The following is a 26304-nucleotide window of genomic DNA, read 5'->3' as shown; positions in this document are numbered from 1 at the left end:
TCGGGATGGATACAACAACTACCTGGAAGTTGCCCGCGACTCCTGATGATTTAACTATAATCTACTCTAAAAAAGATTTCATCGTCATATCACGAAAAATTACAATTATGTAAAATTATGATGCTACGTCATTTTTACATTTTAACAGATAAATGCCGCAATTCGAAATGGGACAGTTTCTTTATTCTTCGGGCAATCATCGGGTTATCTTGTTTAGGTTTAGCAACGAAAGGCAACAACCGACAATGAAAACCAGTGGATAGGATTAATCTTAATATTTATTAAAGTAAATAAGAACTCTCGCTGTTTTTTTAAGAATAGCCTTTAAGGCTGCAAGGATTATATCGCTTATTTACCCGATAGAAAATAAACGGAATGGCAATAAGTGATTTTTATGATTTTTCCAGAAAAAAGGCCGCTTGCGCGGCCTTATCTTTAGAGATGTATCAATGATGCTCTACTGAGTGGCTATGCTCAATATCTTCATTTTTGCGGCTAAAGCGGCGGCGTACCACCACAAAGAACACCGGAACAAAGAAGATCGCCAACACGGTTGCCGTCACCATCCCACCCATTACGCCAGTACCAACGGCGTTCTGCGCACCGGAGCCTGCGCCGGAGCTGATGACCAGCGGCATTACGCCCAGAATAAAGGCCAGTGACGTCATCAGGATTGGACGTAAACGCATGCGTACTGCGTCCAGCGTCGCCTCTATCAGACCTTTACCCTCTTTATCCATCAAGTCTTTGGCGAATTCGACGATAAGTATCGCGTTCTTCGCCGACAACCCAATGGTTGTAAGCAGGCCTACCTGGAAGTAAACGTCGTTGGTCAGGCCGCGGAACGTTGCTGCCAGCAATGCACCGATAACACCCAGCGGTACAACCAGCATTACGGAGAACGGAATTGACCAGCTCTCGTACAACGCTGCCAGACACAAGAATACGACGATCAGTGAAATGGCATACAAGGCAGGAGCCTGGTTGCCGGACAGTCGTTCCTGGTAGGACATACCGGTCCAGTCATAACCGATACCGGATGGCAGTTTGCTGGCCAGTTGCTCCATCATCGCCATGGCTTCACCGGTACTTTTACCCGGAGCGGCCTGGCCTAAGATTTCCATGGAAGGCAAACCGTTATAGCGTTCCAGACGCGGCGAACCGTATTCCCAACGTGAGGTTGAGAAGGCGGAGAACGGTACCATCTGTCCATCGCTACCGCGGACATACCAGTTGCCAATATCTTCTGGCAACATACGGTATTTCGCTTCAGACATGACGTAAACTTTCTTCACACGACCACGGTCGATGAAGTCATTCACGTAGCTTCCACCCCATGCTGCACCCAGCGTTGTATTAATATCACTAATGGAAACGCCCAGAGCCTGCGCTTTTTCCTGATCGATATCGATCTTGAACTGCGGCGTATCTTCCAGACCGTTAGGACGAACACCGACCAACAGATCAGGATGCTTCGCGACTTCACCAAACAGTTGGTTACGCGCCTGAGTCAGCTTCTCATGGCCCAGACCCGCCTGGTCAATCAACTGGAAGTCAAAACCGGTTGCGGTCCCTAACTCCACAATCGCTGGCAGGTTAAAGGCAAAGACCATCGCGTCTTTAATCTGCGAGAATGCGCCCATTGCACGCTGAGTAATCGCTTCAACCTTGTTCTCTTCGCCAGGACGTTCGCTCCAGTCTTTCAAAGAAACGAACGCGATGCCGGTGTTCTGACCACGACCAGCAAAACCGAAACCGTTAACGGCAAACACCGATTCAACGTTCGCTTTTTCCTTGGTCAGGTAGTAATCCGTCATTTCGTCCAGTACCTTCTGGGTACGCTCTTGCGTCGCACCCGCTGGCAGCTGAGCCATAGACAGGAATACCCCCTGGTCTTCATCTGGCAGGAACGAACTTGGCAGACGAACGAACAGATAGGCCATGCCCACAACGATAATCAGATACAGCGCCAGATAACGACCGGTGCTGCGCAGAATACCGCCCACGCTATCGGTGTAATGATGCGTGCTCTTATCGAACATGCGGTTAAACCAGCCGAAGAAGCCTTTTTTGCCTTCTCCGTGATCGCCTTTAGCAATCGGTTTGAGCATGGTCGCACACAGGGCAGGGGTCAGAATCAATGCCACCAGTACAGACAGCGCCATCGCGGAAACAATGGTGATGGAGAACTGACGGTAAATTGCACCGGTCGACCCACCGAAGAACGCCATTGGGATAAATACCGCTGACAGCACCATCGCGATACCCACCAATGCGCCCTGAATCTGGCCCATCGATTTTCGCGTTGCTTCCTTCGGCGGTAGTCCTTCCTCAGCCATTACACGTTCAACGTTCTCGACCACAACGATGGCGTCATCCACCAGCAGGCCGATGGCGAGCACCATCCCGAACATCGTCAGGGTATTTATTGAGAAGCCGAAAATCGCCAGGACGGCAAACGTACCCAAGAGTACCACCGGCACGGCGATAGTCGGAATCAGCGTCGCGCGGAAGTTCTGCAGGAACAGATACATTACCAGGAACACGAGGATGATTGCTTCTGCCAGCGTTTTCACTACTTCGTGAATAGAAATTTTCACGAACGGCGTGGTGTCATACGGGTAAACGATCTTCAGACCTGACGGGAAGAACGGCTCCATCTTCTTCAGTTCTTCGCGGATAGCGTTTGCGGTGTCCAGGGCGTTAGCACCTGTTGCCAGCTTGATACCCAGACCGGATGCCGGTTTACCGTTGAACTTCGCAATGATGTCGTAGTTCTCACCGCCCAGTTCCACTTTCGCTACGTCACGCAGACGAACCTGTGAACCATCCTGATTCACTTTCAGCAGGATTTTGCCGAACTCATCAGCGGAGGTCAGACGGGTTTGCGCAATGATCGATGCGTTAAGCTGCTGACCTTTCACCGGCGGCGTACCACCTAACTGACCGGCTGCAACCTGGGCGTTCTGCGCTTTGATGGCGCTGATTACATCAACCGGTGTCAGCTGGAAGTTGTTCAGTTTGTTCGGATCCATCCAGATACGCATCGCGTACTGAGAACCAAACAGCTGAACGTCGCCCACCCCTGAAGTACGGCTAATGGCATCCTTCATGTTGGCGCCAACGTAGTCGGAAATATCCTCCTGCGTCATGGTGCCGTTGGTGTTGATAACACCAACAACCATCAGGAAGCTGCTGGATGACTTCTCAACGCTAACCCCTTGCTGCTGTACTTCCTGAGGCAGCAACGGCATGGCCAGCTGCAGTTTGTTCTGCACCTGTACCTGTGCGATATCCGCATCAGTACCAGACTGGAAGGTCAGGGTGATCTGCACGGTACCCGTGGAGTCACTGTTTGAGGACATGTACATCAGGTTATCGATACCGTTCATATTCTGTTCGATAACCTGCGTAACAGTATCCTGTACTGTTTTGGCATCAGCGCCAGGATAGGTCGCGGAGATCGTCACTGCTGGCGGTGCAATAGTCGGATATTGCGCTACCGGCAATTTGAGGATCGCGAGCCCCCCTGCCAACATGATGATAATGGCGATCACCCACGCAAATATTGGGCGATCGATAAAGAAATTAGGCATGTCTTAACGGCTCCTGTTTAAGTTAAGACTTGGACTGTTCAGGCTGGCTACCGCTTTGGCCTTGCTGGTTGTTTTCAGCGGTGATTTCCTGCGCTTTTACCTGCGCGCCAGGACGTACTTTCTGCAGCCCAGTAACAATCACGCGGTCGCCCGGCTTAAGTCCATCAGTGACTAACCATTTGTCGCCAATCGCTTGTGCGGCGACAATTTGACGAGTTTCAACTTTGTTGTCTGCACCGATAACCAATGCACTGGCATCGCCACGCGGTGTGCGGGTAACGCCTTGCTGTGGAACCAGTAATGCTGTTGGGTTAATCCCTTCTTCCAGACGTGCGCGGACGAACATACCCGGCAGTAAGGTATGATCCGGGTTCGGGAAAATTGCGCGTAACGTAATCGACCCAGTGGTTTGATCTACCGTCACATCAGAAAATTCCAGCGTACCGGACTGCGGGTATTTAATGCCGTCATTGGTCACCAGTTCGACTTTCGCTTTACCGTTCTCTTGCTTCAGCGTGCCGTTGGCCAGCTCTTGTTTCAGGCGCAGGAAGTCGTTGCTTGACTGCGTCACGTCTACATAGATGGGATCCAACTGCTGAACGGTCGCCAGTGCGGTCGCCTGACCGTTTTGCACCAGAGCGCCTTCCGTAACGGATGATTTACCAATGCGACCGCTGATCGGTGACGTCACTTTGGTGTAAGCCAGATTGATGCGTGCAGTTTCTACCGCAGCTTTCGCGGCAACAACGGCGGCGTTTGCCTGCTGTGCGTCAGCCAACGCGCTATCGTAGTCCTGTTGGCTGATGTACTTAGTACCCAACAGTTTCTGATAACGTTTCACCGTCAGTTGAGCAATATTTGCTGCGGCTTGTGCTTTGGCCAGATCGCCTTTTGCACTTTCATAAGCGGCCTGGTAAGTAGCAGGATCAATCTGATAGAGAGATACACCCGCTTCGATGTCACCACCTTCCGTGAAATTACGTTTCAGGATAATCCCGCTAACCTGAGGACGAACTTCAGCAATACGAAACGCACTGGTGCGACCCGGAAGTTCGGTTGTGATCTGTAGAGGTTCAGTTTTGAGCGTAACAACTCCAACCTCTGGCATTTGCTGGCCCCCTTGCTGGGCCTGTTTGTCGTCACATCCTGTTAGCGCTAAGCTGCCTGAGAGCATCAGAACGACTGCCAGAGGCGTTAACCCTCTGTTTTTGTTCATATGTAAACCTCGAGTGTCCGATTTCAAATTGATCAATGGCTTAAAGCCCATAAACCCATTGCTGCGTTTATATTATCGTCGTGCTATGGTACATACATTCACAAATGTATGTAAATCTAACGCCTGTAAATTCACTGACCTATGGCACGAAAAACCAAACAACAAGCACAGGAAACACGACAACACATTCTTGATGTCGCTCTGCGTATGTTTTCGCAACAAGGGGTCTCATCCACCTCGCTGGCTGAGATCGCAAAAGCCGCTGGTGTGACGCGCGGTGCAATCTATTGGCATTTCAAAAACAAATCGGATTTATTCAGTGAAATCTGGGAGCTAGCAAAACCTAACATTGATGAGTTAGAGACTGAGTATCAGGCAAAATTCCCTGACGATCCACTATCAGTATTAAGAGAAATTTTAATTTACGTTCTTGAAACTACCGTGACAGAAGAACGCCGACGTTTATTGATGGAGATTATATTCCACAAATGCGAATTTGTCGGGGAAATAGCATCAGTTCAGTTAGTCGAACGTAGCCTGTGTCTGGAAAACTATGACCGTATAGAAAAAACGTTACGCCACTGTATGGATGTCAACATGTTGCCGGAAAACCTGAACACACGTCGTGTAGCGGTGTTAATGCGTAGCTATATTTCCGGGATCATGGAGAACTGGTTATTTGCTCCCGAATCGTTTGATCTGAAGAATGAGGCTCGTCAGTACGTGGCGGTGCTGCTGGAGATGTGTCTGCTTTGTCCAAGCTTGCGCCTGCAGGCAGGAGAGACAAGCTAGTTTGCCATTCTGCACCAGGAATTCTCCTGGTCGTTTTGCCTGCTGCTATTCTGCCGGTCACAGCCGTGATATTCTTGCCGCTTGACTATTTCCGGTCACTTTCCCGGTTCAGAAACATTCATTCTCATGACTATGTTGCAGCTCTATAAACGTTCACAGCATGTAATTGCTATTAGCATACTTTTCTTCATTCTATTGTTATCCTGCCAGTCATCTGCATTTGCGCGGGCGCAACAGAGTGGTGAACTGCCGACGAAAGCAGATATTCAGAGCCAACTGGACGCACTGAGTAAACAAAAAGATCTCTCCGCGCAGGATAAGCTGGTCCAACAGGATCTCATCGATACTATCGCCACGCTGGATAAAATCGATCGCGTGAAAGATGAGACCGTACAGCTTCGCCAGAAAGTGGCCCAGGCGCCGGAGAAAATGCGCCAGGCGACGGATGCGCTAAATTCGCTCAGCGATGTCGACAATGACGACGAAACGCGAAAAACGCTGAGCACGCTTTCCTTACGACAGCTTGAGTCACGCGTCGCGCAGGTGCTCGATGACCTGCAAAGCTCGCAAAACGATCTGGCCACGTATAACAGCCAGCTGGTGTCGCTCCAGACTCAGCCAGAGCGCGTACAAAATGCGATGTACACCGCGTCGCAGCAGATGCAGCAAATCCGCAACCGACTTGATGGTACTAATGTAGGCGAAGGTGCTTTACGCCCCAGCCAGCAGGTGCTGTTACAGGCGCAGCAGGCGCTGCTGAATGCGCAGATCGACCAACAGCGTAAGAGCCTTGAAGGTAATACGATTTTGCAAGATACCTTGCAAAAACAACGTGATTACGTGACGGCGAACAGTAACCGCCTTGAGCATCAGCTCCAGCTCCTGCAGGAAGCGGTGAACAGCAAGCGACTGACGTTAACCGAAAAAACGGCGCAGGAAGCAGTCACGCCGGATGAAGCCGAGCGTATTCAGTCCAATCCGTTAGTGAAGCAGGAGCTTGATGTTAACCATCAGCTCAGCCAGCGTCTGATTGCCGCGACCGAAAACGGCAACAGCCTGATGCAGCAAAATATCAAAGTCAAAAACTGGCTTGACCGCGCGCTGCAATCCGAACGTAACATTAAAGAACAGATCGCCGTTCTGAAAGGCAGTCTGCTGCTGTCGCGTATTCTGTATCAGCAACAACAAACGCTGCCGTCGGCGGATGAACTTGCCGATATGACCAATCGGATCGCCGACTTGCGTCTGGAGCAGTTCGAGGTCAACCAGCAGCGCGACGCGCTGTTCCAGAATGATGCGTTTGTCGCCAAACTGGAAGAAGGGCACAGCAACGAAGTTAACGGCGAAGTCCATGATGCCTTACTGCAGGTTGTGGATATGCGTCGTGAACTGTTGGATCAGCTCAATAAGCAACTGGGCAACCAGCTGATGATGGCGATTAATCTGCAAATTAACCAGCAGCAGTTAATGAGCGTGTCGAAAAACCTGAAAGGGATCCTCACGCAGCAGATTTTCTGGGTTAACAGTAACCGTCCGATGGACTGGGACTGGATCAAAGCTTTCCCGCAAACGCTTAAAGACCAGTTTAAGTCGATGAAAATCACGGTGAACTGGGAAAAAGCGTGGCCCGCAGTATTTATTGCGTTCCTGGCGGGATTGCCGCTGCTGCTCATTGCCGGGTTAATCCGCTGGCGTCTGAAATGGTTGAAAGAGTATCAGGCGAAATTAGCCGCTGCGGTGGGTAACCTGCGTAATGACAGTCAGCTCAACACGCCAAAAGCGATTCTGATCGATCTCATCAGAGCCTTGCCGGCGTGCCTGATTATCCTTGCGGTAGGTCTGATTCTGCTTACCATGCAGTTGAATATCAGCGACCTACTGTGGGCGTTCAGTAAGAAGATGACAGTCTTCTGGCTGGTGTTTGGTTTGTGCTGGAAGGTGCTGGAAAAAGATGGCGTGGCAATTCGTCATTTTGGTATGCCAGCAAAACAAACTAGCCATTGGCGCCGCCAAATCGTGCGTATTAGCCTGGCGCTGTTGCCGCTTAATTTTTGGTCGGTCATTGCTGAACTGTCACCGCTCAATCTGATGGACGATGTGCTGGGTCAGGTGGTGATTTTCCTCAACCTGCTGCTGATCGCCTTCCTGGTATGGCCAATGTGCCGCGAAAGCTGGCGTGATAAAGAGTCGCACGGTCTGCGTCTGGTGACGATTACCGTGCTGTCTATTATCCCGATAGCATTAATGGTGCTGACGGCGACCGGCTATTTCTACACCACGCTGCGTCTGGCGGGACGCTGGATTGAAACGGTTTATCTGGTCATTCTCTGGAACCTGCTGTACCAGACCGTACTGCGTGGATTGAGCGTCGCGGCACGCCGTATCGCCTGGCGTCGTGCGCTGGCGCGTCGTCAGAACCTGGTGAAAGAAGGTGCGGAAGGTGCCGAACCGCAGGAAGAACCGACCATCGCGCTTGAGCAGGTTAACCAGCAAACGCTGCGTATAACTATGCTGGTGATGGTTGCCCTGTTTGGTGTCTTGTTCTGGGCCATTTGGTCTGATTTGATCACCGTGTTCAGCTATCTCGACAGCATTACGCTCTGGCATTACAACGGTACCGAAGCGGGTGCGGCAGTAGTGAAAGACGTCACCATGGGTAGCCTGCTGTTTGCGATTATTGCCTCAATGGTCGCGTGGGCGCTGATCCGTAACTTACCCGGCCTGTTGGAAGTGCTGGTGCTCTCGCGACTGAAGATGCGTCAGGGCGCTTCGTATGCGATCACCACGATCCTTAACTACGCGATCATCGCCATCGGCGCGATGACGGTCTTCGGATCGCTCGGTGTTTCGTGGGATAAACTACAGTGGCTGGCAGCAGCCCTGTCGGTTGGTCTTGGTTTTGGTTTGCAGGAAATCTTCGGTAACTTTGTTTCGGGTCTGATTATTTTGTTTGAACGCCCGGTCCGCATCGGCGATACCGTGACTATCGGTACGTTCTCAGGAACGGTCAGCAAGATCCGTATCCGTGCCACCACCATTACCGACTTCGATCGCAAAGAGGTGATCATCCCGAACAAAGCCTTTGTGACGGAGCGTTTGATCAACTGGTCGCTTTCCGATACCACCACGCGTCTGGTGATCCGCATCGGCGTGGCCTACGGTTCGGATCTGGACAAAGTGAAGAAAGTGCTGCTGCAGGCGGCGATGGAACACCCGAAAGTGATGCACGATCCGGAGCCTGCTGTGTTCTTTACCGCCTTCGGCGCCAGCACGCTGGATCATGAACTGCGTTTATACGTGCGTGAACTGCGCGATCGTAGTCACACGGTTGATGAACTGAACCGTGCGGTCGATCGTTTGTGCCGTGAAAACGACATTGATATCGCCTTTAACCAGCTTGAAGTGCACCTGCACAACGCGAAGGGCGACACCGTGACCGAGGTTAAGCGTGACATCATTAAAGGTGATGATTCGACGCCTTCGGTAGGTTAATAGAAAAACTCATCAGGCCTGCGAGCTTCGATTCATTCGTAGGCCTGGTAAGTGCAACGCTATCAGGCATTTCAGCTATAGCGCGTTTTTTGAAGAAGAGAGCTGTTTCTTTTCGTAATCCCGTTTAACAATCTCCAGCGCCTTCAGTACGGTTTCAGGTGCAACCTGATTTTCCTCAAGTAAAACAATCAAATCGACGGCTAGTTTGACCTCGTCCGGGGCGTTCTCTAATGACATAAATTCTCCGGGGATTAACGGGTTAAACGCGCCAACACGTTTTCTATTCTTGCCAGAGCATGACGGCAGCGCGCCAGTCGCGCCTCGAATGCTTCTACTTCACGATGCAGTTTTTGCTGTTCTGCAAAGCCGGTAGCCTGAGCCAGACGCTCTTTGCGTTCACGCGTCATTTCAACCAGACGGCGTTCAAACTCCTGATGTTGGACCCGCTTGCGCTGCCAGCGCGCCAGACCTGGAGATGAGCTGTCCCACTCGCGTAGCGACCAACTGGCAGTTTCACGTGAAATCGCCTCTAACTGTGAGGCAAGGTGTTCCGCAAGCCAGGTGATTTGTGGTAGTTGTTGCTGCTCAACGGCGCGACGTAGGGCAGTAAGATTATCGTCAGCTTCATCCAGGCAGGCCTGCAGCAATGTGCTGCGCGTGTGAAACAGATGCCTGTCAAAGCGGGCGCTAAGCGTTGTGTGGTGCGCCAGCGGAGCACAACGCTGTCGCAGGCGGTTAAGCTGGTTTTCGAGCGTCTGTAACAGCATGGCGGTTTTCACAACAACACTCCGATGAAAATGAGAACTGTTATGCTAAAGTAGCGATTCTCTGTGTTAAGTACTGATATTATGCAACGCATTATTCTAATCATCATTGGCTGGATAGCGGTAGTGCTAGGTACGCTGGGCGTAGTATTGCCTCTGTTACCGACGACGCCGTTTATACTGCTGGCCGCCTGGTGTTTTGCCCGCTCATCGCCGCGTTTTCACGACTGGTTGCTTTACCGTTCGTGGTTCGGCGGGTATCTGCGTCACTGGCAAAAACATCGCGCGATGCCGCCGGGAGCAAAACCGCGCGCTATTTTGTTGATCCTGGTGACGTTTGCTATTTCCCTCTGGCTGGTCAATATGATGTGGGTACGCGGCCTGCTGCTGGTTATTCTCGCCTGTTTACTGATTTTTATGTGGCGGATCCCGGTGATTGATGAAAAACAACAAAAGCAGTAAAGCGCAATAATCGCTGTTGCAATTGTCTCTCGCAGCCAGTAAATTCGACCGTTTTCGAGCACAGGCGCAGATGGTCAAAGGTTAACCAAGTGTAACCTTGGCCCTAATATAGACACAAAATCATTCAAGATACGTCGAGGATGAAGTGTATAGTGCGCCGTGAAGTAATACTGTATTAATCAGGCACAAACTTATGACCGCGACTGCACAGCAGCTTGAGTTTCTCAAAAATAGCATCAAAAGCATCCACGACTACCCAAAACCGGGCATTCTTTTCCGTGATGTCACCAGTTTACTGGAAGATCCGAAAGCCTACGCCCTCAGCATTGAATTGCTGGTTGAGCGCTACAAAAATGCGGGGATCACTAAAGTGGTTGGCACCGAAGCGCGTGGCTTCCTGTTTGGCGCGCCGGTAGCGTTGGGGCTGGGCGTCGGCTTTGTTCCGGTACGCAAACCGCGTAAGCTTCCGCGTGAAGTTATTGCTGAGACCTATGAGCTGGAGTACGGCACCGATCAGCTGGAAATCCACGTTGATGCCATCAAACCGGGTGATAAAGTCCTGGTTGTGGACGATCTTCTGGCAACTGGTGGCACGATTGAAGCGACCGTGAAGCTGATCCGCCGTCTGGGTGGCGAAGTGACCGATGCTGCCTTTATCATTAACCTGTTTGATCTGGGCGGCGAGCAGCGTCTGGAAAAGCAGGGGCTGACCTGTTATAGCCTAGTTCCATTCCCGGGCCACTAATTTAGGGCTATCTTTTTTGCCATTTTGGCCCCGGTCAGTGCTCGAAATCCTCACGTACTGCGTGTACGCTCCGGTTTCTGTGCGCTGCCCGAAACCAAACTGACTGCAACGATAACGCCCGAATATAACGTGTCAACCTCGCCGTTGCTGCGAGGTTGTGTTAGCATTACCCTCCTGTGAATCCACCCTCCAGCCTTTCAGAGCCTGCCAATGAGTTATCAGGTCTTAGCCCGAAAATGGCGCCCACAAACCTTTGCTGACGTCGTCGGCCAGGAACATGTGCTGACGGCACTGGCGAACGGCTTGTCGTTAGGGCGTATTCATCATGCTTATTTGTTTTCCGGCACCCGTGGCGTCGGAAAAACCTCTATCGCCCGCTTGCTGGCGAAGGGATTAAACTGTGAAACTGGCATCACCGCTACGCCGTGCGGCGTGTGCGATAACTGCCGGGAAATTGAGCAGGGGCGTTTTGTCGATTTGATTGAAATCGATGCCGCCTCACGCACCAAAGTCGAAGATACTCGCGATCTGCTGGATAACGTTCAGTATGCGCCCGCGCGCGGTCGCTTTAAGGTCTATTTGATCGACGAAGTGCACATGCTGTCGCGCCACAGTTTTAACGCCTTGCTGAAAACGCTCGAAGAGCCGCCCGCGCACGTCAAATTTCTGCTGGCGACCACCGATCCGCAGAAGCTGCCGGTGACCATCCTGTCGCGCTGTCTGCAATTCCATCTTAAAGCGCTGGATGTCGAACAGATTCGCCATCAGCTTGAGCATATTCTCAAAGAAGAGCATATCGCCCATGAACCGCGTGCGCTGCAACTGCTGGCTCGCGCCGCAGACGGCAGCCTGCGCGATGCGCTAAGCCTGACCGATCAGGCGATTGCCAGCGGCGATGGTCAGGTCTCGACCGACGCGGTCAGCACCATGCTCGGCACGCTGGACGACGACCAGGCGCTCTCGCTTGTTGAAGCGGTTGTGGCTGCGGATGGCGAACGCGTGATGACGCTGGTGAACGACGCCGCCGCGCGTGGTATCGAATGGGAAGCGCTGCTGGTTGAGATGTCGGCTTTGCTGCATCGTATTGCCATGGTTCAGCTTTCACCTGCCGCGCTCGGTAGCGATATGGCCGCCATTGAACAGCGTATGCGTGAACTGGCGCGAATTGTACCGCCTACCGATGTGCAGCTTTACTACCAGACCCTGTTAATCGGGCGCAAAGAACTGCCGTATGCGCCGGACAGGCGAATGGGCGTCGAAATGACGCTGCTGCGTGCGCTGGCTTTTCATCCGCGCATGCCGCTCCCGGAACCTGAAGTCCCGCGCCAGTCGTTTGCCCCGGTCGCACCCACAGCGGTGATGACCCCGACGCAGGTGCCACAGCAGCAACCTGCGCCAGCGCAACAGCAACAGAATGTGCCGCTTTCCGATGCCACCAGTCAGGTGCTGGCGGCGCGCAGTCAACTGCAACGTGCTCAGGGAGCAACCAAAGCAAAAAAGAGTGAACCGGCAGCCGCTTCCCGCGCGCGGCCGGTGAATAATGCTGCGCTGGAAAGACTGGCTTCGGTGTCGGAACGTGTTCAGGCGCGTCCGGCAGTCTCTGCGCTGGAAAAAGCACCGGCGAAGAAAGAAGCGTATCGCTGGAAAGCGACCAATCCTGTTGCAGAAGTCAAAGAAGTCGTCGCCACGCCGAAAGCGCTGAAAAAAGCGCTCGAGCATGAAAAAACGCCGGAACTGGCGGCAAAGCTTGCGGCTGAAGCCATTGAACGCGACCCGTGGGCCGCCCAGGTGAGCCAGCTCTCGCTGCCTAAACTGGTGGAGCAGGTGGCGCTTAATGCCTGGAAAGAAGAGAATGGCAACGTGGTTTGCCTGCACCTGCGTTCCACGCAGCGACACCTTAATTCCAGCGGCGCGCAGCAAAAACTGGCCGAAGCACTGAGTTCCTTAACGGGGTCAACGGTTGAATTGACCATCGTTGAAGATGATAATCCTGCGGTGCGCACGCCGCTGGAGTGGCGTCAGGCCATTTATGAAGAGAAGCTCGCGCAGGCGCGTGAGTCGATTATTGCGGATAATAACATCCAGACGCTGCGTCGTTTTTTCGATGCGGAGCTGGACGAAGAGAGTATTCGCCCCATTTGATCGTCAGCCTAATGGTTTGACGGTCGTCATCCCTTAACGTGATTGAGAGAGAAGCCTATGTTTGGTAAAGGCGGTCTGGGTAACCTGATGAAACAGGCCCAGCAGATGCAAGAAAAAATGCAGCAGATGCAGGAAGAAGTCGCCAAGCTGGAAGTGACCGGCGAATCTGGCGCGGGTCTGGTAAAAGTGACCATCAACGGCGCGCATAACTGCCGTCGCGTGGAGATCGATCCAAGCCTGCTGGAAGACGACAAAGAGATGCTGGAAGACCTGGTTGCTGCGGCATTCAACGACGCGGCGCGTCGCATTGAAGAGACGCAGAAAGAGAAGATGGCCTCTGTTTCTTCCGGAATGCAGCTGCCGCCTGGCTTTAAGATGCCGTTCTGATGCAAACCAGCCCGCTGTTAACTCAGCTTATGGAAGCACTGCGCTGTCTGCCGGGCGTTGGCCCGAAGTCGGCGCAGCGCATGGCGTTCACGCTGCTTCAGCGCGATCGCAGCGGCGGGATGCGTCTGGCGCAGGCGTTAACGAAGGCGATGTCGGAAATCGGCCACTGTGCCGATTGCCGCACCTTCACGGAGCAGGACGTCTGCAACATCTGTTCGAACCCGCGTCGCCAGGAAAACGGTCAGATTTGCGTGGTGGAGAGTCCGGCGGACATCTACGCCATTGAGCAAACCGGGCAATTTTCCGGACGTTACTTCGTGCTGATGGGACACCTGTCGCCGCTGGACGGTATCGGGCCTGATGATATCGGGCTGGATCGTCTTGAACAGCGACTGGCGTCTGAGCAAATCAACGAACTGATTCTGGCGACCAATCCCACGGTCGAAGGAGAGGCGACCGCCAACTATATTGCTGAGCTTTGCATGCAATATGGCGTTGAAGCCAGCCGTATCGCCCATGGCGTTCCGGTAGGCGGCGAGCTGGAAATGGTCGATGGCACCACGCTGTCGCACTCTCTGGCAGGACGACACAAGATTAAATTCTGAACAAACGGAGGCCGCGACGGCGGCTTCCGCTTGAAATCCTTCCCGCTTGTCCCCATTTCACCCTCAACGTGTTTTTACCATTGAATATGGCATTGTTGAGGTAGATCTACATGAAAGGACAAGAAACTCGTGGTTTTCAGTCAGAAGTAAAACAGCTTCTGCACCTGATGATCCATTCTCTGTATTCCAATAAAGAAATCTTCCTGCGTGAGCTTATCTCTAACGCCTCGGATGCGGCAGACAAGCTGCGTTTCCGCGCACTGTCTAACCCGGACCTGTATGAAGGTGACGGTGAGCTGCGTGTGCGTGTTTCCTTCGATAAAGATAAGCGTACGTTGACCATTGCCGATAACGGCGTGGGGATGAATCGTGATGACGTTATCGATCATCTGGGGACCATTGCGAAATCCGGCACCAAATCTTTCCTCGAATCCATGGGCTCCGATCAGGCGAAAGACAGCCAGTTGATCGGTCAGTTCGGGGTTGGTTTCTACTCTGCCTTCATCGTGGCGGACAAAGTCACCGTGCGTACCCGTGCTGCGGGTGATAAACCGGAAAACGGCGTGTTCTGGGAATCTGCGGGCGAAGGCGAGTACACCGTTGCTGATATTACCAAAGAAGACCGTGGTACCGAAATCACTCTGCATCTGCGTGAAGGCGAAGACGAGTTCCTCGATGACTGGCGCGTACGTTCCATCATCAGCAAATATTCCGACCATATTGCGCTGCCGGTAGAGATCGAAAAATCCGAAGAGAAAGACGGCGAGACCGTGGTTTCCTGGGAAAAAATCAACAAGGCGCAGGCGCTGTGGACCCGTAACAAGTCGGAAATCAAAGACGACGAGTACAACGAATTCTACAAGCACATCGCTCACGACTTCACTGACCCGCTGACCTGGAGCCACAACCGTGTGGAAGGTAAGCAGGAGTACACCAGCCTGCTGTATATCCCGTCGCAGGCGCCGTGGGATATGTGGAACCGCGATCACAAGCATGGTCTGAAACTGTACGTCCAGCGTGTCTTCATCATGGACGATGCCGAGCAGTTCATGCCGAACTACCTGCGCTTTGTCCGCGGTCTGATAGATTCCAACGATCTGCCGCTGAACGTTTCTCGCGAGATCCTGCAGGACAGCACCGTCACCCGTAACCTGCACAGCGCGCTGACCAAACGCGTACTGCAGATGCTGGAAAAACTGGCGAAAGACGACGCGGAAAAATACCAGACCTTCTGGAAGCAATTCGGCCTGGTGCTGAAAGAAGGCCCGGCGGAAGACCACGCCAACCAGGAAACGATCGCTAAACTGATGCGCTTCGCGTCTACGCACACTGACTCCTCCGCGCAAACCGTGTCGCTGGAAGATTACATGTCGCGAATGAAAGAAGGGCAGGAGAAAATCTACTACATCACTGCAGACAGCTATGCGGCGGCGAAGAGCAGCCCGCACCTGGAACTGCTGCGTAAGAAAGGCATCGAAGTGCTGCTGCTTTCTGACCGCATCGATGAGTGGATGATGAACTACCTGACCGAGTTCGACGGTAAGGCATTCCAGTCCGTTGCTAAAGCTGACGAGTCCATCGACAAGCTGGCGGATGAAGTTGACGAATCGGCAAAAGAAGCGGAAAAAGCGCTGACGCCGTTCGTTGAGCGTGTGAAAACCCTGTTGGGTGACCGCGTGAAAGAAGTGCGTCTGACTCACCGTCTGACCGACACGCCAGCCATCGTTACCACCGATGCGGATGAAATGAGCACCCAGATGGCGAAACTGTTTGCCGCTGCGGGCCAGGCCGTACCGGAAGTGAAATATATCTTTGAACTGAACCCGGACCACGTGCTGGTAAAACGCACGGCGGATACTCAGGACGAAGCACAGTTCAAAGAGTGGGTTGAGCTGCTGCTGGATCAGGCGCTGTTTGCCGAGCGCGGCACGCTGGAAGACCCGAACCAGTTCATTCGTCGTATGAACCAGTTGCTGGTATCCTGATACCTGTAATGTAATGCCGGATGGCGCTAACGCTTATCCGGCCTACAACATCTTTTTGATCGTAGGCCGGATAAGGTGTTTACACCGCCATCCGGCAATTTCTTTCCTTATTTTCAATTTTCCCGCCATTAACCGTTTCAGCGCAGACTACCTTCCTTGAGCCAATTGCGTGATGGTGGTATCGTTTAGCGCTTTTTAAAAAATATCGACAACCTTTAAGGGGATTTTCGTAATGCGTATCATTCTGCTTGGCGCTCCGGGCGCGGGTAAAGGAACTCAGGCTCAGTTCATCATGGAGAAGTATGGTATTCCGCAAATCTCCACCGGTGATATGCTGCGTGCCGCCGTGAAATCTGGCTCCGAGCTGGGCAAACAAGCGAAAGACATCATGGACGCCGGTAAGCTGGTGACTGATGAGCTGGTGATCGCGCTGGTAAAAGAGCGTATTGCTCAGGAAGACTGCCGTAATGGTTTCCTGCTTGATGGCTTCCCGCGTACTATTCCGCAGGCAGACGCCATGAAAGAAGCGGGCATCAACGTGGACTACGTTCTGGAGTTTGACGTACCTGACGAACTGATCGTTGACCGTATCGTCGGTCGCCGCGTACACGCTGCTTCTGGCCGCGTTTACCACATCAAATTCAACCCGCCTAAGGTTGAAGGCAAAGACGACGTGACCGGCGAAGAGCTGACCACCCGTAAAGACGATCAGGAAGAGACCGTACGTAAGCGCCTGGTGGAATACCATCAGATGACCGCACCGCTGATTGGCTACTACTCTAAAGAAGCGCAGGCGGGTAACACCAAATACGCGAAAGTTGATGGCACTCAGGCAGTTGCTGACGTGCGCGCAGCGCTGGAAAAAATCCTCGGCTAATTTTTTCGCGTAATAAACCTCTTATCAGGTCTGCCATTATCTCGTAGGCCTGATAAGCGCATCGCCATCAGGCAAATTCTCGTCTTACCTTTCACAGCAATTAGTTCTTCTTTACCGCTTTTCCGCTACAATTATCAACAATTTGAATCGATAAGAGGCGGTAATGCGTCAGACGAAAACCGGTATCCTGCTGGCAAACCTCGGCACTCCCGATGCCCCAACTCCCGAAGCCGTTAAGCGCTACCTGCGCCAGTTTTTAAGCGATCCACGCGTAGTCGATACGTCCCCTGCGCTGTGGTGGCCGCTGCTGCGTGGTGTGATTTTGCCGCTGCGAGCGCCGCGTGTGGCAAAGCTGTACCAGTCAATCTGGATGGAAGACGGTTCCCCACTGATGGTCTACAGCAAGGCGCAACAGCAGGCGCTGGCACAACGTCTGCCTGATACCCCTGTCGCGCTGGGGATGAGCTACGGTTCGCCATCGCTCGAAAGCGCGGTCGATGAACTGTTGGCAAGCGGAGTGGAACACATGGTGGTGTTACCGCTGTACCCGCAATATTCCTGTTCGACGGTTGCAGCAGTCTGGGACGAGCTGGCGCGCATCTTAGCGCGTAAACGTGGTATTCCCGGCGTCTCTTTTATTCGTGATTACGCCGATGACAGCAGCTACATTGATGCGCTGGCCAAGAGTGCCCGGGATTCATTCGCTCAACATGGCGAACCTGATTTACTGCTGCTCTCCTACCACGGCATTCCGCAGCGCTACGCCGATGAAGGCGATGACTACCCGCAGCGCTGTCGCGATACGACGCGTGAGCTGGTTTCAGCGCTTGGTCTGCCGCCGGAAAAAGTCATGATGACCTTCCAGTCTCGCTTTGGCCGCGAACCCTGGCTGACGCCGTATACCGACGAAACGTTAAAAATGCTGGCGGAGAAAGGAACCAGACATATCCAGGTTATGTGTCCGGGCTTCGCGGCTGATTGCCTCGAAACGCTGGAAGAGATAGCGGTGCAAAACCGGGAGATTTTCCTTGAGGCTGGCGGTAAGCAATATGAGTATATTCCGGCGTTGAATGCCACACCGGAACATATCGAAATGATGGTTAAACTGACCGCCGCCTACCGCTAAAGCTGTTGCTTAAAGAAACGCGCGCCGTCCTGCAGAGCTTCATCGGCGGTTTTCATCACCCGCGAATAGTGCAGGAAGGCGTGCAGCGTACCGGGATACATTTTGTACTGGCAGGGCTGCTGATGCGCCTGTAACGTCTGGAATAATAAGCGGCTATCGTCAATCAGTGGATCGAACTCCGCGCCGGCGATAAAACACGGCGGCACGTCACGCGTCAGGTCGTTATTAAACAGGCAATAGTACGGTGACTCGCGATCGTCAGCGCTACGTAGGTACGCGTTTTCATACATCTGCAAGTCCTCGCGGGTTAACCCATCCCACGCTCCGCCCATCAGCCGTCGGCTCAGTGAATCCTGTAGCCCGTAAAGCCCATACCACAACAGTATGCCAGCCACCTTGCCGCAGGCAATGCGTTTATCCCGCAGCCACAGCGCACTGGCAAGCGCCAGCATGGCTCCGGCGGAATCGCCCGCAAAACCAATCGTATTGATATTGAGGGAATAGTCGCCAGCATGTTGATGATAGTACTGGCAAACGGCGACGATCTCTTCGACGGCTTGTGGGTAGCGGGCCTCCGGCGCCAGCGAATAGTCGATGCCGATCACCGTGCACTGGGTGTAATGCGCAAGTAAACGCATAATACGGTCATGGGTATCCAGATTACCGAGAATAAAACCGCCGCCGTGCAGGTAATACAGCGTGGCCTGGCTTTGGGGCTGCGGAGCGTAGATGCGTGTGGCAACGGGGCCGCACGCGGTAGAAATCACGCATTCTCGGGTATGCATCTGCGGGGCATCGGCATTCCACAGCCGCCGCTCATGAATGTAGTGTTGGCGCTGGGCCACGAAGTCATCGGCAGCGGGCCACGGCGGCAAATCGTCGCGATGAAAATTCACCACGCTTTTCATTTCATCCGAAATTTTGTCGAGTACGGGGATTTTGTTTTCCGGCTTCATAAAACGCTCCTTGTGAAGGTGAGTTATTGTAGAAATTAATCCCGGATAAACTGCGATCTCACCGTCCGATATTGAAACTCAGCGTCGCATCGCATGCGCAGCAGGGAATGTGCTACCATGCATCGCTCAGTTAACCACCCGTAAAATCGACCATGAAATTTCCCGGTAAACGTAAATCCAAACACTATTTTCCCGTCAGCGCGCGCGATCCGTTGTTGCAACAAATTCAGCCAGAAAATGAAACCAGCGCAGCCTGGGTGGTGGGCATCGACCAGACGCTGGTGGATATTGAAGCCAAAGTGGATGATGACTTTGTAAAACGTTATGGATTAAGCGCCGGGCATTCTCTGGTGATTGCCGATGATGTCGCAGAAGCGCTCTATCAGGAACTGGTGCGTGAAAATTTGATCACCCATCAGTTTGCGGGCGGTACGATCGGTAACACGATGCACAACTACTCCGTGCTGGCGGATGACCGCTCGGTGCTGCTGGGCGTGATGTGCAGCAATATCGAGATTGGCAGCTATGCGTACCGCTATTTATGCAATACCTCCAGCCGTACCGATCTGAACTACCTGCAAGGCGTTAATGGACCGATTGGTCGTTGCTTTACGCTGATTGGTGAATCCGGAGAGCGTACCTTCGCCATTAGCCCTGGGCATATGAATAAGCTACGGGCGGATAGCATCCCTGAGTCGGTGATTGCCGGAGCGTCCGCGTTGGTGCTGACGTCCTATCTGGTGCGCTGCGAGCCGGGCGAGCCGATGCCGGAAGCGACCATGAAGGCGATTGAATACGCTAAAAAACACAATGTGCCGGTGGTACTGACGCTGGGCACCAAATTCGTCATTGCCGATAACCCGCAGTGGTGGCAGGCATTCCTCAAAGAGCATGTCTCTATTCTGGCGATGAATGAAGAAGAGGCTGAAGCGCTGACCGGCGAGAACGATCCGCTGCTGGCGTCTGACAAGGCGCTGGACTGGGTGGATCTGGTGCTGTGCACTGCGGGTCCGGCGGGTCTGTATATGGCGGGCTTTACGGAAGAAGAAGTCAAACGTAAAACCCAGCATCCGCTGCTGCCTGGAGCGATTGCCGAATTCAATCAGTACGAATTCAGCCGCGCCATGCGCCATAAAGACTGTACCAATCCGCTGCGTGTGTATTCGCACATTGCACCGTATATGGGCGGGCCAGAAAAGATAATGAATACCAACGGTGCTGGCGACGGCGCGCTGGCGGCATTGCTGCATGATATTACTGCCAACAGCTATCACCGCAGTAACGTGCCTAACTCCAGCAAGCACAAGTTCACCTGGCTGACCTATTCGTCGCTAGCCCAGGTGTGTAAATATGCTAACCGCGTGAGTTACCAGGTGCTGAACCAGCATTCACCGCGCCTGACGCGCGGTTTGCCGGAACGTGAAGACAGTCTCGAAGAGTCGTACTGGGATCGCTGAGTTCTTGCCCGATGGCGCTACGCTTATCGGGCCTACGCGTAGCAATAGCAGGCCGGATAAGGCGTTTTACGCCGCCATCCGGCACGTAACATTAACTGGCGGTAGCAACTTCACCGGCAGGCGGCGTTTCAATTAGCTCCAGCATGGTACGGGCGATTTCACGCTCGCCCATGACGACCTGATTGGCGCCGCGCTCAGTAATATATTCCACCTCATCGTCATAATGTGCGCGGGCGATAATCTCAATCGACGGGCACTTCTCACGAGCGGAAGCGACAATTTCACCCGCTTCATAGCCATTCGGAATGGTTAGCAACAGCCAGCGTGCGCAATCCAGATGCGCCAGATTCATGATCTCTTCGTTAGCGGCATTTCCCAGCACCGCGCGGATCCCACGCTCGCGCAGTTCATCCACCCGGGTACGTGAGGTTTCGATAACCACCAGCGGGATCCCGGCAGCCATCAATTTCTCACCCAGCAGGCTGCCGACGCGACCAAAGCCAACCAGCAGGGCGTGATTGCAGATATCCACCGGAATTTGCTTCTCTTCTTCGATAGCCTCTTCCAGAGTCTGCTCTTCCAGCGTTTCTGTTTTGGCGAGATATTTTTCTAACACCGCGAACAGCACCGGGTTGAGCATTATGGACAGGATTGCCCCTGCCAGCACCAGATTCTGTCCGGCCTGCGGCAGCAGGTTTAACGCCATTCCCAGACCCGCCAGGATAAAGGCAAATTCACCAATTTGCGCCAGACTGGTGGCAATGGTGAGCGCCGTGCGTTGAGAGTGACCAAACATGCGCACCAGGAAATAGGCGGCAAGGGATTTACCAAAGATGATAATCGCCAGCGTGCCCAGTACTGCCAACGGCTGCTGGATCAGGACTAACGGATCGAACAGCATTCCGACGGAAACGAAGAACAGCACGGCGAACGCATCGCGCAGCGGCAGGGTGTCATGCGCCGCACGGTGGCTCAGCTCAGATTCATTCAGCACCATACCGGCGAAGAACGCGCCCAGTGCAAAGGAGACATCGAACAGCTCTACTGCGCCGAAGGCGATACCTAAGGCGAGGGCGAGGACTGAGAGGGTAAACAGTTCGCGTGAACCGGTTGCGGCGCTGCGGGCCATAATCCACGGTACCAGGCGACGACCCACCAGCATCATAATCGCGATAAACGCCACCACCTTACCGATGGTAATGCCCATATCGACAGCCAGAGAAGCGAAGCCGACATCTTCTTTTTCCAACATTCCGGCGACGGCTGGCAGGAGAACCAGCGTCAGTACCATCATCAGATCTTCGACAATCAGCCAGCCAATGGCAATTTGCCCGCGCTGGCTGTCAATGAGCTGTCGTTCTTCAAGCGCACGCAGTAGCACCACGGTGCTGGCGGTTGAAAGACACAGACCAAACACGATCCCCACCATCAGCGACCAGCCTAATACAGCTGAAAGCGCCATACCCAGCAGCGTTGCCACTGCTATCTGGGCAATCGCGCCGGGAATGGCGATTGACTTTACCGCCATCAAATCCTTCAGGGAAAAGTGCAGCCCGACGCCGAACATCAGCAGAATAACGCCAAGCTCGGCCAGTTCAGGCGCGAGCTTAGTATCAGCAACAAAACCAGGTGTAAATGGACCGGCCAGAACGCCCGCTAACAGATATCCCACCAGAGGAGAAATACGTAGTTTATTGGCAATCATGCCTAATATAAAAGCGAGTACAAGGCCGCCGACAATGGTGGTGATAAGCGGGGTGGCGTGATGCATTCCGTCTCCTTTGGTTGCTGTGATGATCCTAAAAACCCAAACTGCGAGTAATAGTTTATGACAATTTTAATGTTTATGTTTATGAATAATTATTGAATTTTGAAGAAAACAGGATTTTAAAGGAAAAAAAGCACGGATCGGAAAACTACGAGGGGATGTTTGAGGCAAACGCTGATGGTCACTGTAAGTGATGACGACCAAAGTTTACCTTTGGCCGTCAGAAAATCAGGCTTTATGTCGGTTATCAGGTAAGAATATGGTCAGTATCCCCAGAAGTGGCAGGAAAGCACATATTTTGTAGACCAAATCGATACTGGTATGGTCGGCAATCAGCCCTAACACCGCGGCTCCCAAGCCACCCATGCCGAAGGCAAAACCGAAAAATAACCCAGAAACCATGCCGATACGCCCAGGAAGCAACTCCTGTGCGTAAACCAGAATGGCAGAAAACGCCGATGCGAGGATAAAACCAATGATCACGGTTAAAATCCCGGTCCATTCCAGCGTTGCGTAGGGTAAAACGAGGGTAAATGGCGCAACGCCGAGGATAGACCCCCAAATAACATATTTTCTGCCAATTTTATCGCCTAATGGTCCGCCAATCAACGTCCCGGCCGCGACGGCAAACAGGAAGGCAAACAGGTGAAACTGGGCGTTTTGTACCGATAATCCGAATTTTTGCATCAGATAAAAGGTGTAATAGCTGCTGATGCTCGCCATATAGAAGTATTTGGAGAAAATCAGTACCAGCAGGATGCTTACCGCCAGCACCACTTTATTACGCGGCAACGGATTAACGATAGCGACCTTCGGCTTTCCTTTACTCATCCGATGCTGCGCGGCATACCAACGGCTGATTTGTGCCAGGACGACAATCGCTAATAGCGCAGCCAGAACAAACCAGGCCACATTACCCTTACCATATGGCGCGATGATGACAGCCGCCAGCAACGGTCCCAGTGAGCTGCCGAAGTTGCCGCCAACCTGGAAAATCGATTGGGCAAGGCCGTGGCGACCGCCGGAGGCCATACGCGCCACACGGGACGATTCCGGGTGAAATACCGAAGAGCCGGTGCCAACCAGCGCCGCGGCGAGCAGCACCATATGGAAGCTGCCGGCCATGGCCAGCAAAACAAGCCCGCTCAGCGTGAAGCACATTCCTATGGGCAGCGACCACGGCATCGGGTATTTGTCCGTCCAGTAACCCACCACCGGTTGCAGCAGCGAAGAAGCTAACTGGAAGGTTAGGGTGATCATCCCGATCTGCATAAACGTCAGCGAGAACTCTGACTGCAATAGCGGATAAATCGCCAGGATCAGCGACTGAATCATATCGTTTAGCAAATGGGAGAGGCTGATCGCTCCTAAAATGCCAAATGAGGTGCGTGCTTTAGCAACCGACGCTGACGCGCCAGCCACAGGCTGGGTTGGTTCACTTATTGCCATAGAAAGTCACTTCTGTTTGGGTTGCGATTATGAGGGTAATCTAATTTGTTATTATTACCTGACTAACATACCTGCGGAAGGTGTTTGAAGGAAGTCTCATTTCTGAAAACATTTTCGACTATTATTTCATATCATTGTAATTTCAGTCGTTGATTTTGGCTCAGGGAGAGAAATATGAAGTTTTTAAAACGGGGCGTGGCGCTGGCGTTATTAGCCGCATTTACGCTGGCAGGTCAGCCAGCGCAAGCGTACGAAAAAGATAAAACCTACAAAATTACCATTCTGCATACCAACGATCATCACGGTCACTTCTGGCGTAGCGAATATGGGGAATACGGACTGGCGGCGCAAAAAACGCTGGTGGACGGTATTCGTAAAGAGGTGGCTGAGGAAGGGGGCAGCGTACTGCTGCTTTCTGGTGGTGATATTAATACCGGCGTACCGGAGTCCGATCTGCAGGATGCGGAACCTGATTTTCGCGGGATGAACCTGATTGGCTATGATGCGATGGCGGTCGGAAACCACGAGTTTGATAATCCGCTTAGCGTATTGCGCCAGCAGGAAAAATGGTCCAAATTTCCGTTTCTCTCGGCCAACATTTATCAGAAAAGCACCGGCGAGCGTTTATTTAAGCCGTGGGCCATCTTTAAGCGCCAGGATTTAAAAATTGCCGTACTTGGTTTAACCACTGACGATACGGCGAAAATTGGCAACCCTGAGTTCTTTACCGATATCGAATTCCGTAAACCTGCTGATGAAGCCAAACTGGTTATTCAGGAACTGAATATGGGTGAAAAGCCAGACATCATTATCGCGACCACCCATATGGGACATTATGACAACGGCAACCACGGCTCGAACGCCCCTGGCGATGTCGAAATGGCGCGCAGCTTGCCAGCAGGTTCGCTGGCGATGATTGTCGGTGGCCACTCGCAGGATCCGGTGTGTATGGCTGCGGAAAATAAGAAGCAGGTTGATTACGTACCGGGTACGCCGTGTGCGCCAGATAAGCAAAATGGGATCTGGATTGTACAGGCACACGAGTGGGGCAAATACGTGGGCCGGGCGGACTTTGAGTTCCGTAACGGCGAAATGAAAATGGTTAACTACCAGCTCATTCCCGTTAATCTGAAGAAAAAAGTGACCTGGGACAACGGTAAAAGTGAGCGCGTACTCTACACCCCGGAGATTGTTGAAAATCAGCAAATGCTTTCGCTGCTGACGCCGTTCCAGAATAAAGGTAAAGCGCAGCTCGACGTGAAAATCGGTAGCGTCAATGCGCGCCTCGAAGGCGACCGTAGCAAAGTCCGTTTCGTGCAAACCAATATGGGGCACTTGCTGCTGGCTGCGCAAATGGCGCGAACCAGCGCTGATTTTGGCGTGATGAGCGGCGGCGGTATCCGTGACTCCATCGAAGGTGGCGATATCACCTATAAGAGCGTGCTGAAGGTACAGCCGTTTGGCAACATCGTGGTGTATGCCGATATGAGCGGGAAAGAAGTGATTGATTATCTGACCGCGGTGGCGCAAATGAAGCCGGACTCCGGAGCCTACCCGCAGTTTGCCAACGTCAGCTTTGTAGCGAAAGACGGCAAACTTAATGATTTGAAAATCAAAGGCGAACCTGTTGACCCAGCCAAAACCTATCGTATGGCAACGCTGAGCTTCAACGCCACCGGCGGTGATGGCTATCCGCGCATTGATAATAAACCAGGCTATGTGAATACCGGGTTTATTGATGCGGAAGTGCTGAAAGAGTACGTGCAGAAGAACTCACCGCTGGATGCCAGTGCGTATGAGCCGAAGGGTGAGGTGAGCTGGCAGTAACAGAGCGGAGTGCCGGATGGCGGTGCTGGCACCTTATCCGGCCTACAGGTCAGTGCGATTTGTAGGCCTTAAAGCTGCGCGCCATCAGGCATTCATTCTATAACCGCTTAATCCCGGCGGGCGATATCGGCGAATTTCGCATCCAGAATTTTCGCCAGATCGCTCGCTGCCAGTTCGATATCCAGCCCGCGTTTGCCGCCGGAAACATAAATGGTGTCAAACGTTTGGGCAGGCGCATCGATAAGCGTCGGTAATCTTTTTTTCTGCCCCAGCGGGCTAATACCGCCTACCAGATAGCCTGTAGTGCGTTGCGCGACCATGGGATCGGCCATATCGACCTTTTTGGCACCCAATGCTTTGGCAACCTTTTTGAGATCCAGTTGACCTGCTACCGGTGTGACGGCGACCGCCAGATGCTTCATGTCGCCATTCACGGCAACCAGCAGCGTTTTGTAAACCTGGTCCGCGTTCAGACCTAACTTTCGCACCACTTCATCACCAAAGTTCGTCTCGGACGGATCGTGATCGTAGGTGTGGATCTGGAAAGAAATTTTGTTTTTTTCGAGTAATTTAACGGCGGGTGTCATAGCAATTTTCCTGGCCCAGACAAAATACGACTCAAGCATACGCCTGATGTCTGTCTAAAAAATAGTACCAT

General features: G+C 52.8%; 20 protein-coding genes and 1 other annotated feature. Of the genes, 12 read left to right on the top strand and 8 right to left on the bottom strand.

All coding sequences use genetic code 11. The features are described 5' to 3' along the window. Positions 1 to 446: 446 nt before the first annotated feature. The gene (gene acrB, locus OGX66_RS11030) at positions 447 to 3596 is read right to left on the bottom strand and encodes an efflux RND transporter permease AcrB (protein WP_003021736.1); all 3150 of its coding nucleotides are present in this window, start codon (positions 3594 to 3596) and stop codon (positions 447 to 449) included. Between the two features lie 22 nt (positions 3597 to 3618). After that, positions 3619 to 4812: a multidrug efflux RND transporter periplasmic adaptor subunit AcrA gene (gene acrA / locus OGX66_RS11025; protein WP_088902653.1), complete on the bottom strand. Its 1194-nt coding sequence runs from the start codon at positions 4810 to 4812 to the stop codon at positions 3619 to 3621. A gap of 141 nt (positions 4813 to 4953) precedes the next feature. On the opposite strand from acrA, the gene acrR reads away from it, so the two are divergent. Beyond that, complete coding sequence (gene acrR, locus OGX66_RS11020) at positions 4954 to 5604, top strand: multidrug efflux transporter transcriptional repressor AcrR (protein ID WP_003021744.1); 651 nt, start codon at positions 4954 to 4956, stop codon at positions 5602 to 5604. Between the two features lie 126 nt (positions 5605 to 5730). Next, positions 5731 to 9096: a mechanosensitive channel MscK gene (gene mscK, locus OGX66_RS11015; protein WP_088902652.1), complete on the top strand. Its 3366-nt coding sequence runs from the start codon at positions 5731 to 5733 to the stop codon at positions 9094 to 9096. A gap of 75 nt (positions 9097 to 9171) precedes the next feature. Here the strand turns inward: mscK and rsmS are convergent, their stop codons facing one another. Together rsmS and priC are read right to left on the bottom strand one after the other, a co-directional pair. Then, complete coding sequence (gene rsmS, locus OGX66_RS11010; protein ID WP_003021750.1) at positions 9172 to 9333, bottom strand: pleiotropic regulatory protein RsmS; 162 nt, start codon at positions 9331 to 9333, stop codon at positions 9172 to 9174. A 14-nt stretch (positions 9334 to 9347) separates the two neighbouring features. Continuing rightward, positions 9348 to 9875, bottom strand: a complete 528-nt coding sequence (gene priC, locus OGX66_RS11005) for a primosomal replication protein N'' (protein WP_048233189.1) — start codon at positions 9873 to 9875, stop codon at positions 9348 to 9350. 69 nt (positions 9876 to 9944) lie between these two features. Between priC and OGX66_RS11000 the strand changes: the two genes are divergently transcribed. The 8 genes from OGX66_RS11000 (at position 9945) to hemH (ending at position 18189) form a co-directional block, all read left to right on the top strand. Further along, complete coding sequence (locus OGX66_RS11000) at positions 9945 to 10322, top strand: DUF454 family protein (RefSeq protein WP_003847534.1); 378 nt, start codon at positions 9945 to 9947, stop codon at positions 10320 to 10322. Between the two features lie 193 nt (positions 10323 to 10515). After that, positions 10516 to 11067: an adenine phosphoribosyltransferase gene (apt, locus tag OGX66_RS10995; protein ID WP_003021759.1), complete on the top strand. Its 552-nt coding sequence runs from the start codon at positions 10516 to 10518 to the stop codon at positions 11065 to 11067. 210 nt (positions 11068 to 11277) lie between these two features. After that, positions 11278 to 13209, top strand: a complete 1932-nt coding sequence (dnaX, locus tag OGX66_RS10990) for a DNA polymerase III subunit gamma/tau (protein ID WP_003021761.1) — start codon at positions 11278 to 11280, stop codon at positions 13207 to 13209. Beyond that, positions 12542 to 12606, top strand: a sequence feature (DnaX frameshifting element). Its footprint overlaps the gene before it by 65 nt. Positions 13210 to 13266: 57 nt before the next feature. After that, complete coding sequence (locus OGX66_RS10985) at positions 13267 to 13596, top strand: YbaB/EbfC family nucleoid-associated protein (protein WP_003021764.1); 330 nt, start codon at positions 13267 to 13269, stop codon at positions 13594 to 13596. After that, complete coding sequence (recR, locus tag OGX66_RS10980; RefSeq protein WP_003021767.1) at positions 13596 to 14201, top strand: recombination mediator RecR; 606 nt, start codon at positions 13596 to 13598, stop codon at positions 14199 to 14201. The genes OGX66_RS10985 and recR overlap by 1 nt, the downstream gene beginning before the upstream one ends. 110 nt (positions 14202 to 14311) lie before the next feature. Beyond that, positions 14312 to 16186 (top strand): molecular chaperone HtpG, encoded by a 1875-nt coding sequence (gene htpG, locus OGX66_RS10975; protein WP_286511516.1) that lies wholly within the window; start codon positions 14312 to 14314, stop codon positions 16184 to 16186. A gap of 232 nt (positions 16187 to 16418) precedes the next feature. Continuing rightward, entirely contained in the window at positions 16419 to 17063 is a 645-nt protein-coding gene (gene adk, locus OGX66_RS10970; RefSeq protein ID WP_003021773.1) for an adenylate kinase, read from the top strand. A gap of 163 nt (positions 17064 to 17226) precedes the next feature. Then, entirely contained in the window at positions 17227 to 18189 is a 963-nt protein-coding gene (hemH, locus tag OGX66_RS10965) for a ferrochelatase (protein WP_003021775.1), read from the top strand. Here hemH and aes read toward each other — a convergent pair. After that, entirely contained in the window at positions 18186 to 19145 is a 960-nt protein-coding gene (gene aes, locus OGX66_RS10960) for an acetyl esterase (protein ID WP_057101236.1), read from the bottom strand. The genes hemH and aes overlap by 4 nt on opposite strands. A gap of 152 nt (positions 19146 to 19297) precedes the next feature. On the opposite strand from aes, the gene gsk reads away from it, so the two are divergent. Next, positions 19298 to 20602: an inosine/guanosine kinase gene (gene gsk, locus OGX66_RS10955; RefSeq protein WP_003021781.1), complete on the top strand. Its 1305-nt coding sequence runs from the start codon at positions 19298 to 19300 to the stop codon at positions 20600 to 20602. A gap of 91 nt (positions 20603 to 20693) precedes the next feature. Here the strand turns inward: gsk and ybaL are convergent, their stop codons facing one another. Continuing rightward, a complete protein-coding gene (gene ybaL, locus OGX66_RS10950) occupies positions 20694 to 22373 on the bottom strand; it encodes a YbaL family putative K(+) efflux transporter (RefSeq protein ID WP_003835904.1) in 1680 nt (559 codons plus the stop codon). A 225-nt stretch (positions 22374 to 22598) separates the two neighbouring features. Continuing rightward, complete coding sequence (locus OGX66_RS10945; RefSeq protein ID WP_088902648.1) at positions 22599 to 23819, bottom strand: MFS transporter; 1221 nt, start codon at positions 23817 to 23819, stop codon at positions 22599 to 22601. Between the two features lie 174 nt (positions 23820 to 23993). Between OGX66_RS10945 and ushA the strand changes: the two genes are divergently transcribed. Then, the gene (ushA, locus tag OGX66_RS10940; protein WP_044699384.1) at positions 23994 to 25646 is read left to right on the top strand and encodes a bifunctional UDP-sugar hydrolase/5'-nucleotidase UshA; all 1653 of its coding nucleotides are present in this window, start codon (positions 23994 to 23996) and stop codon (positions 25644 to 25646) included. A gap of 107 nt (positions 25647 to 25753) precedes the next feature. On the opposite strand, the gene ybaK is transcribed toward ushA, so the two are convergent. After that, complete coding sequence (gene ybaK / locus OGX66_RS10935) at positions 25754 to 26233, bottom strand: Cys-tRNA(Pro)/Cys-tRNA(Cys) deacylase YbaK (RefSeq protein ID WP_003021794.1); 480 nt, start codon at positions 26231 to 26233, stop codon at positions 25754 to 25756. Between the last annotated feature and the right edge of the window lie 71 nt (positions 26234 to 26304).

The organism is Citrobacter sp. Cf072 (genome assembly GCF_030334485.1).
GTDB classification, from domain to species: Bacteria; Pseudomonadota; Gammaproteobacteria; order Enterobacterales; family Enterobacteriaceae; genus Citrobacter; species Citrobacter freundii.
Note: the sequence above shows the minus strand (reverse complement) of the source record. Positions and strands in the feature narration are given on the sequence as shown.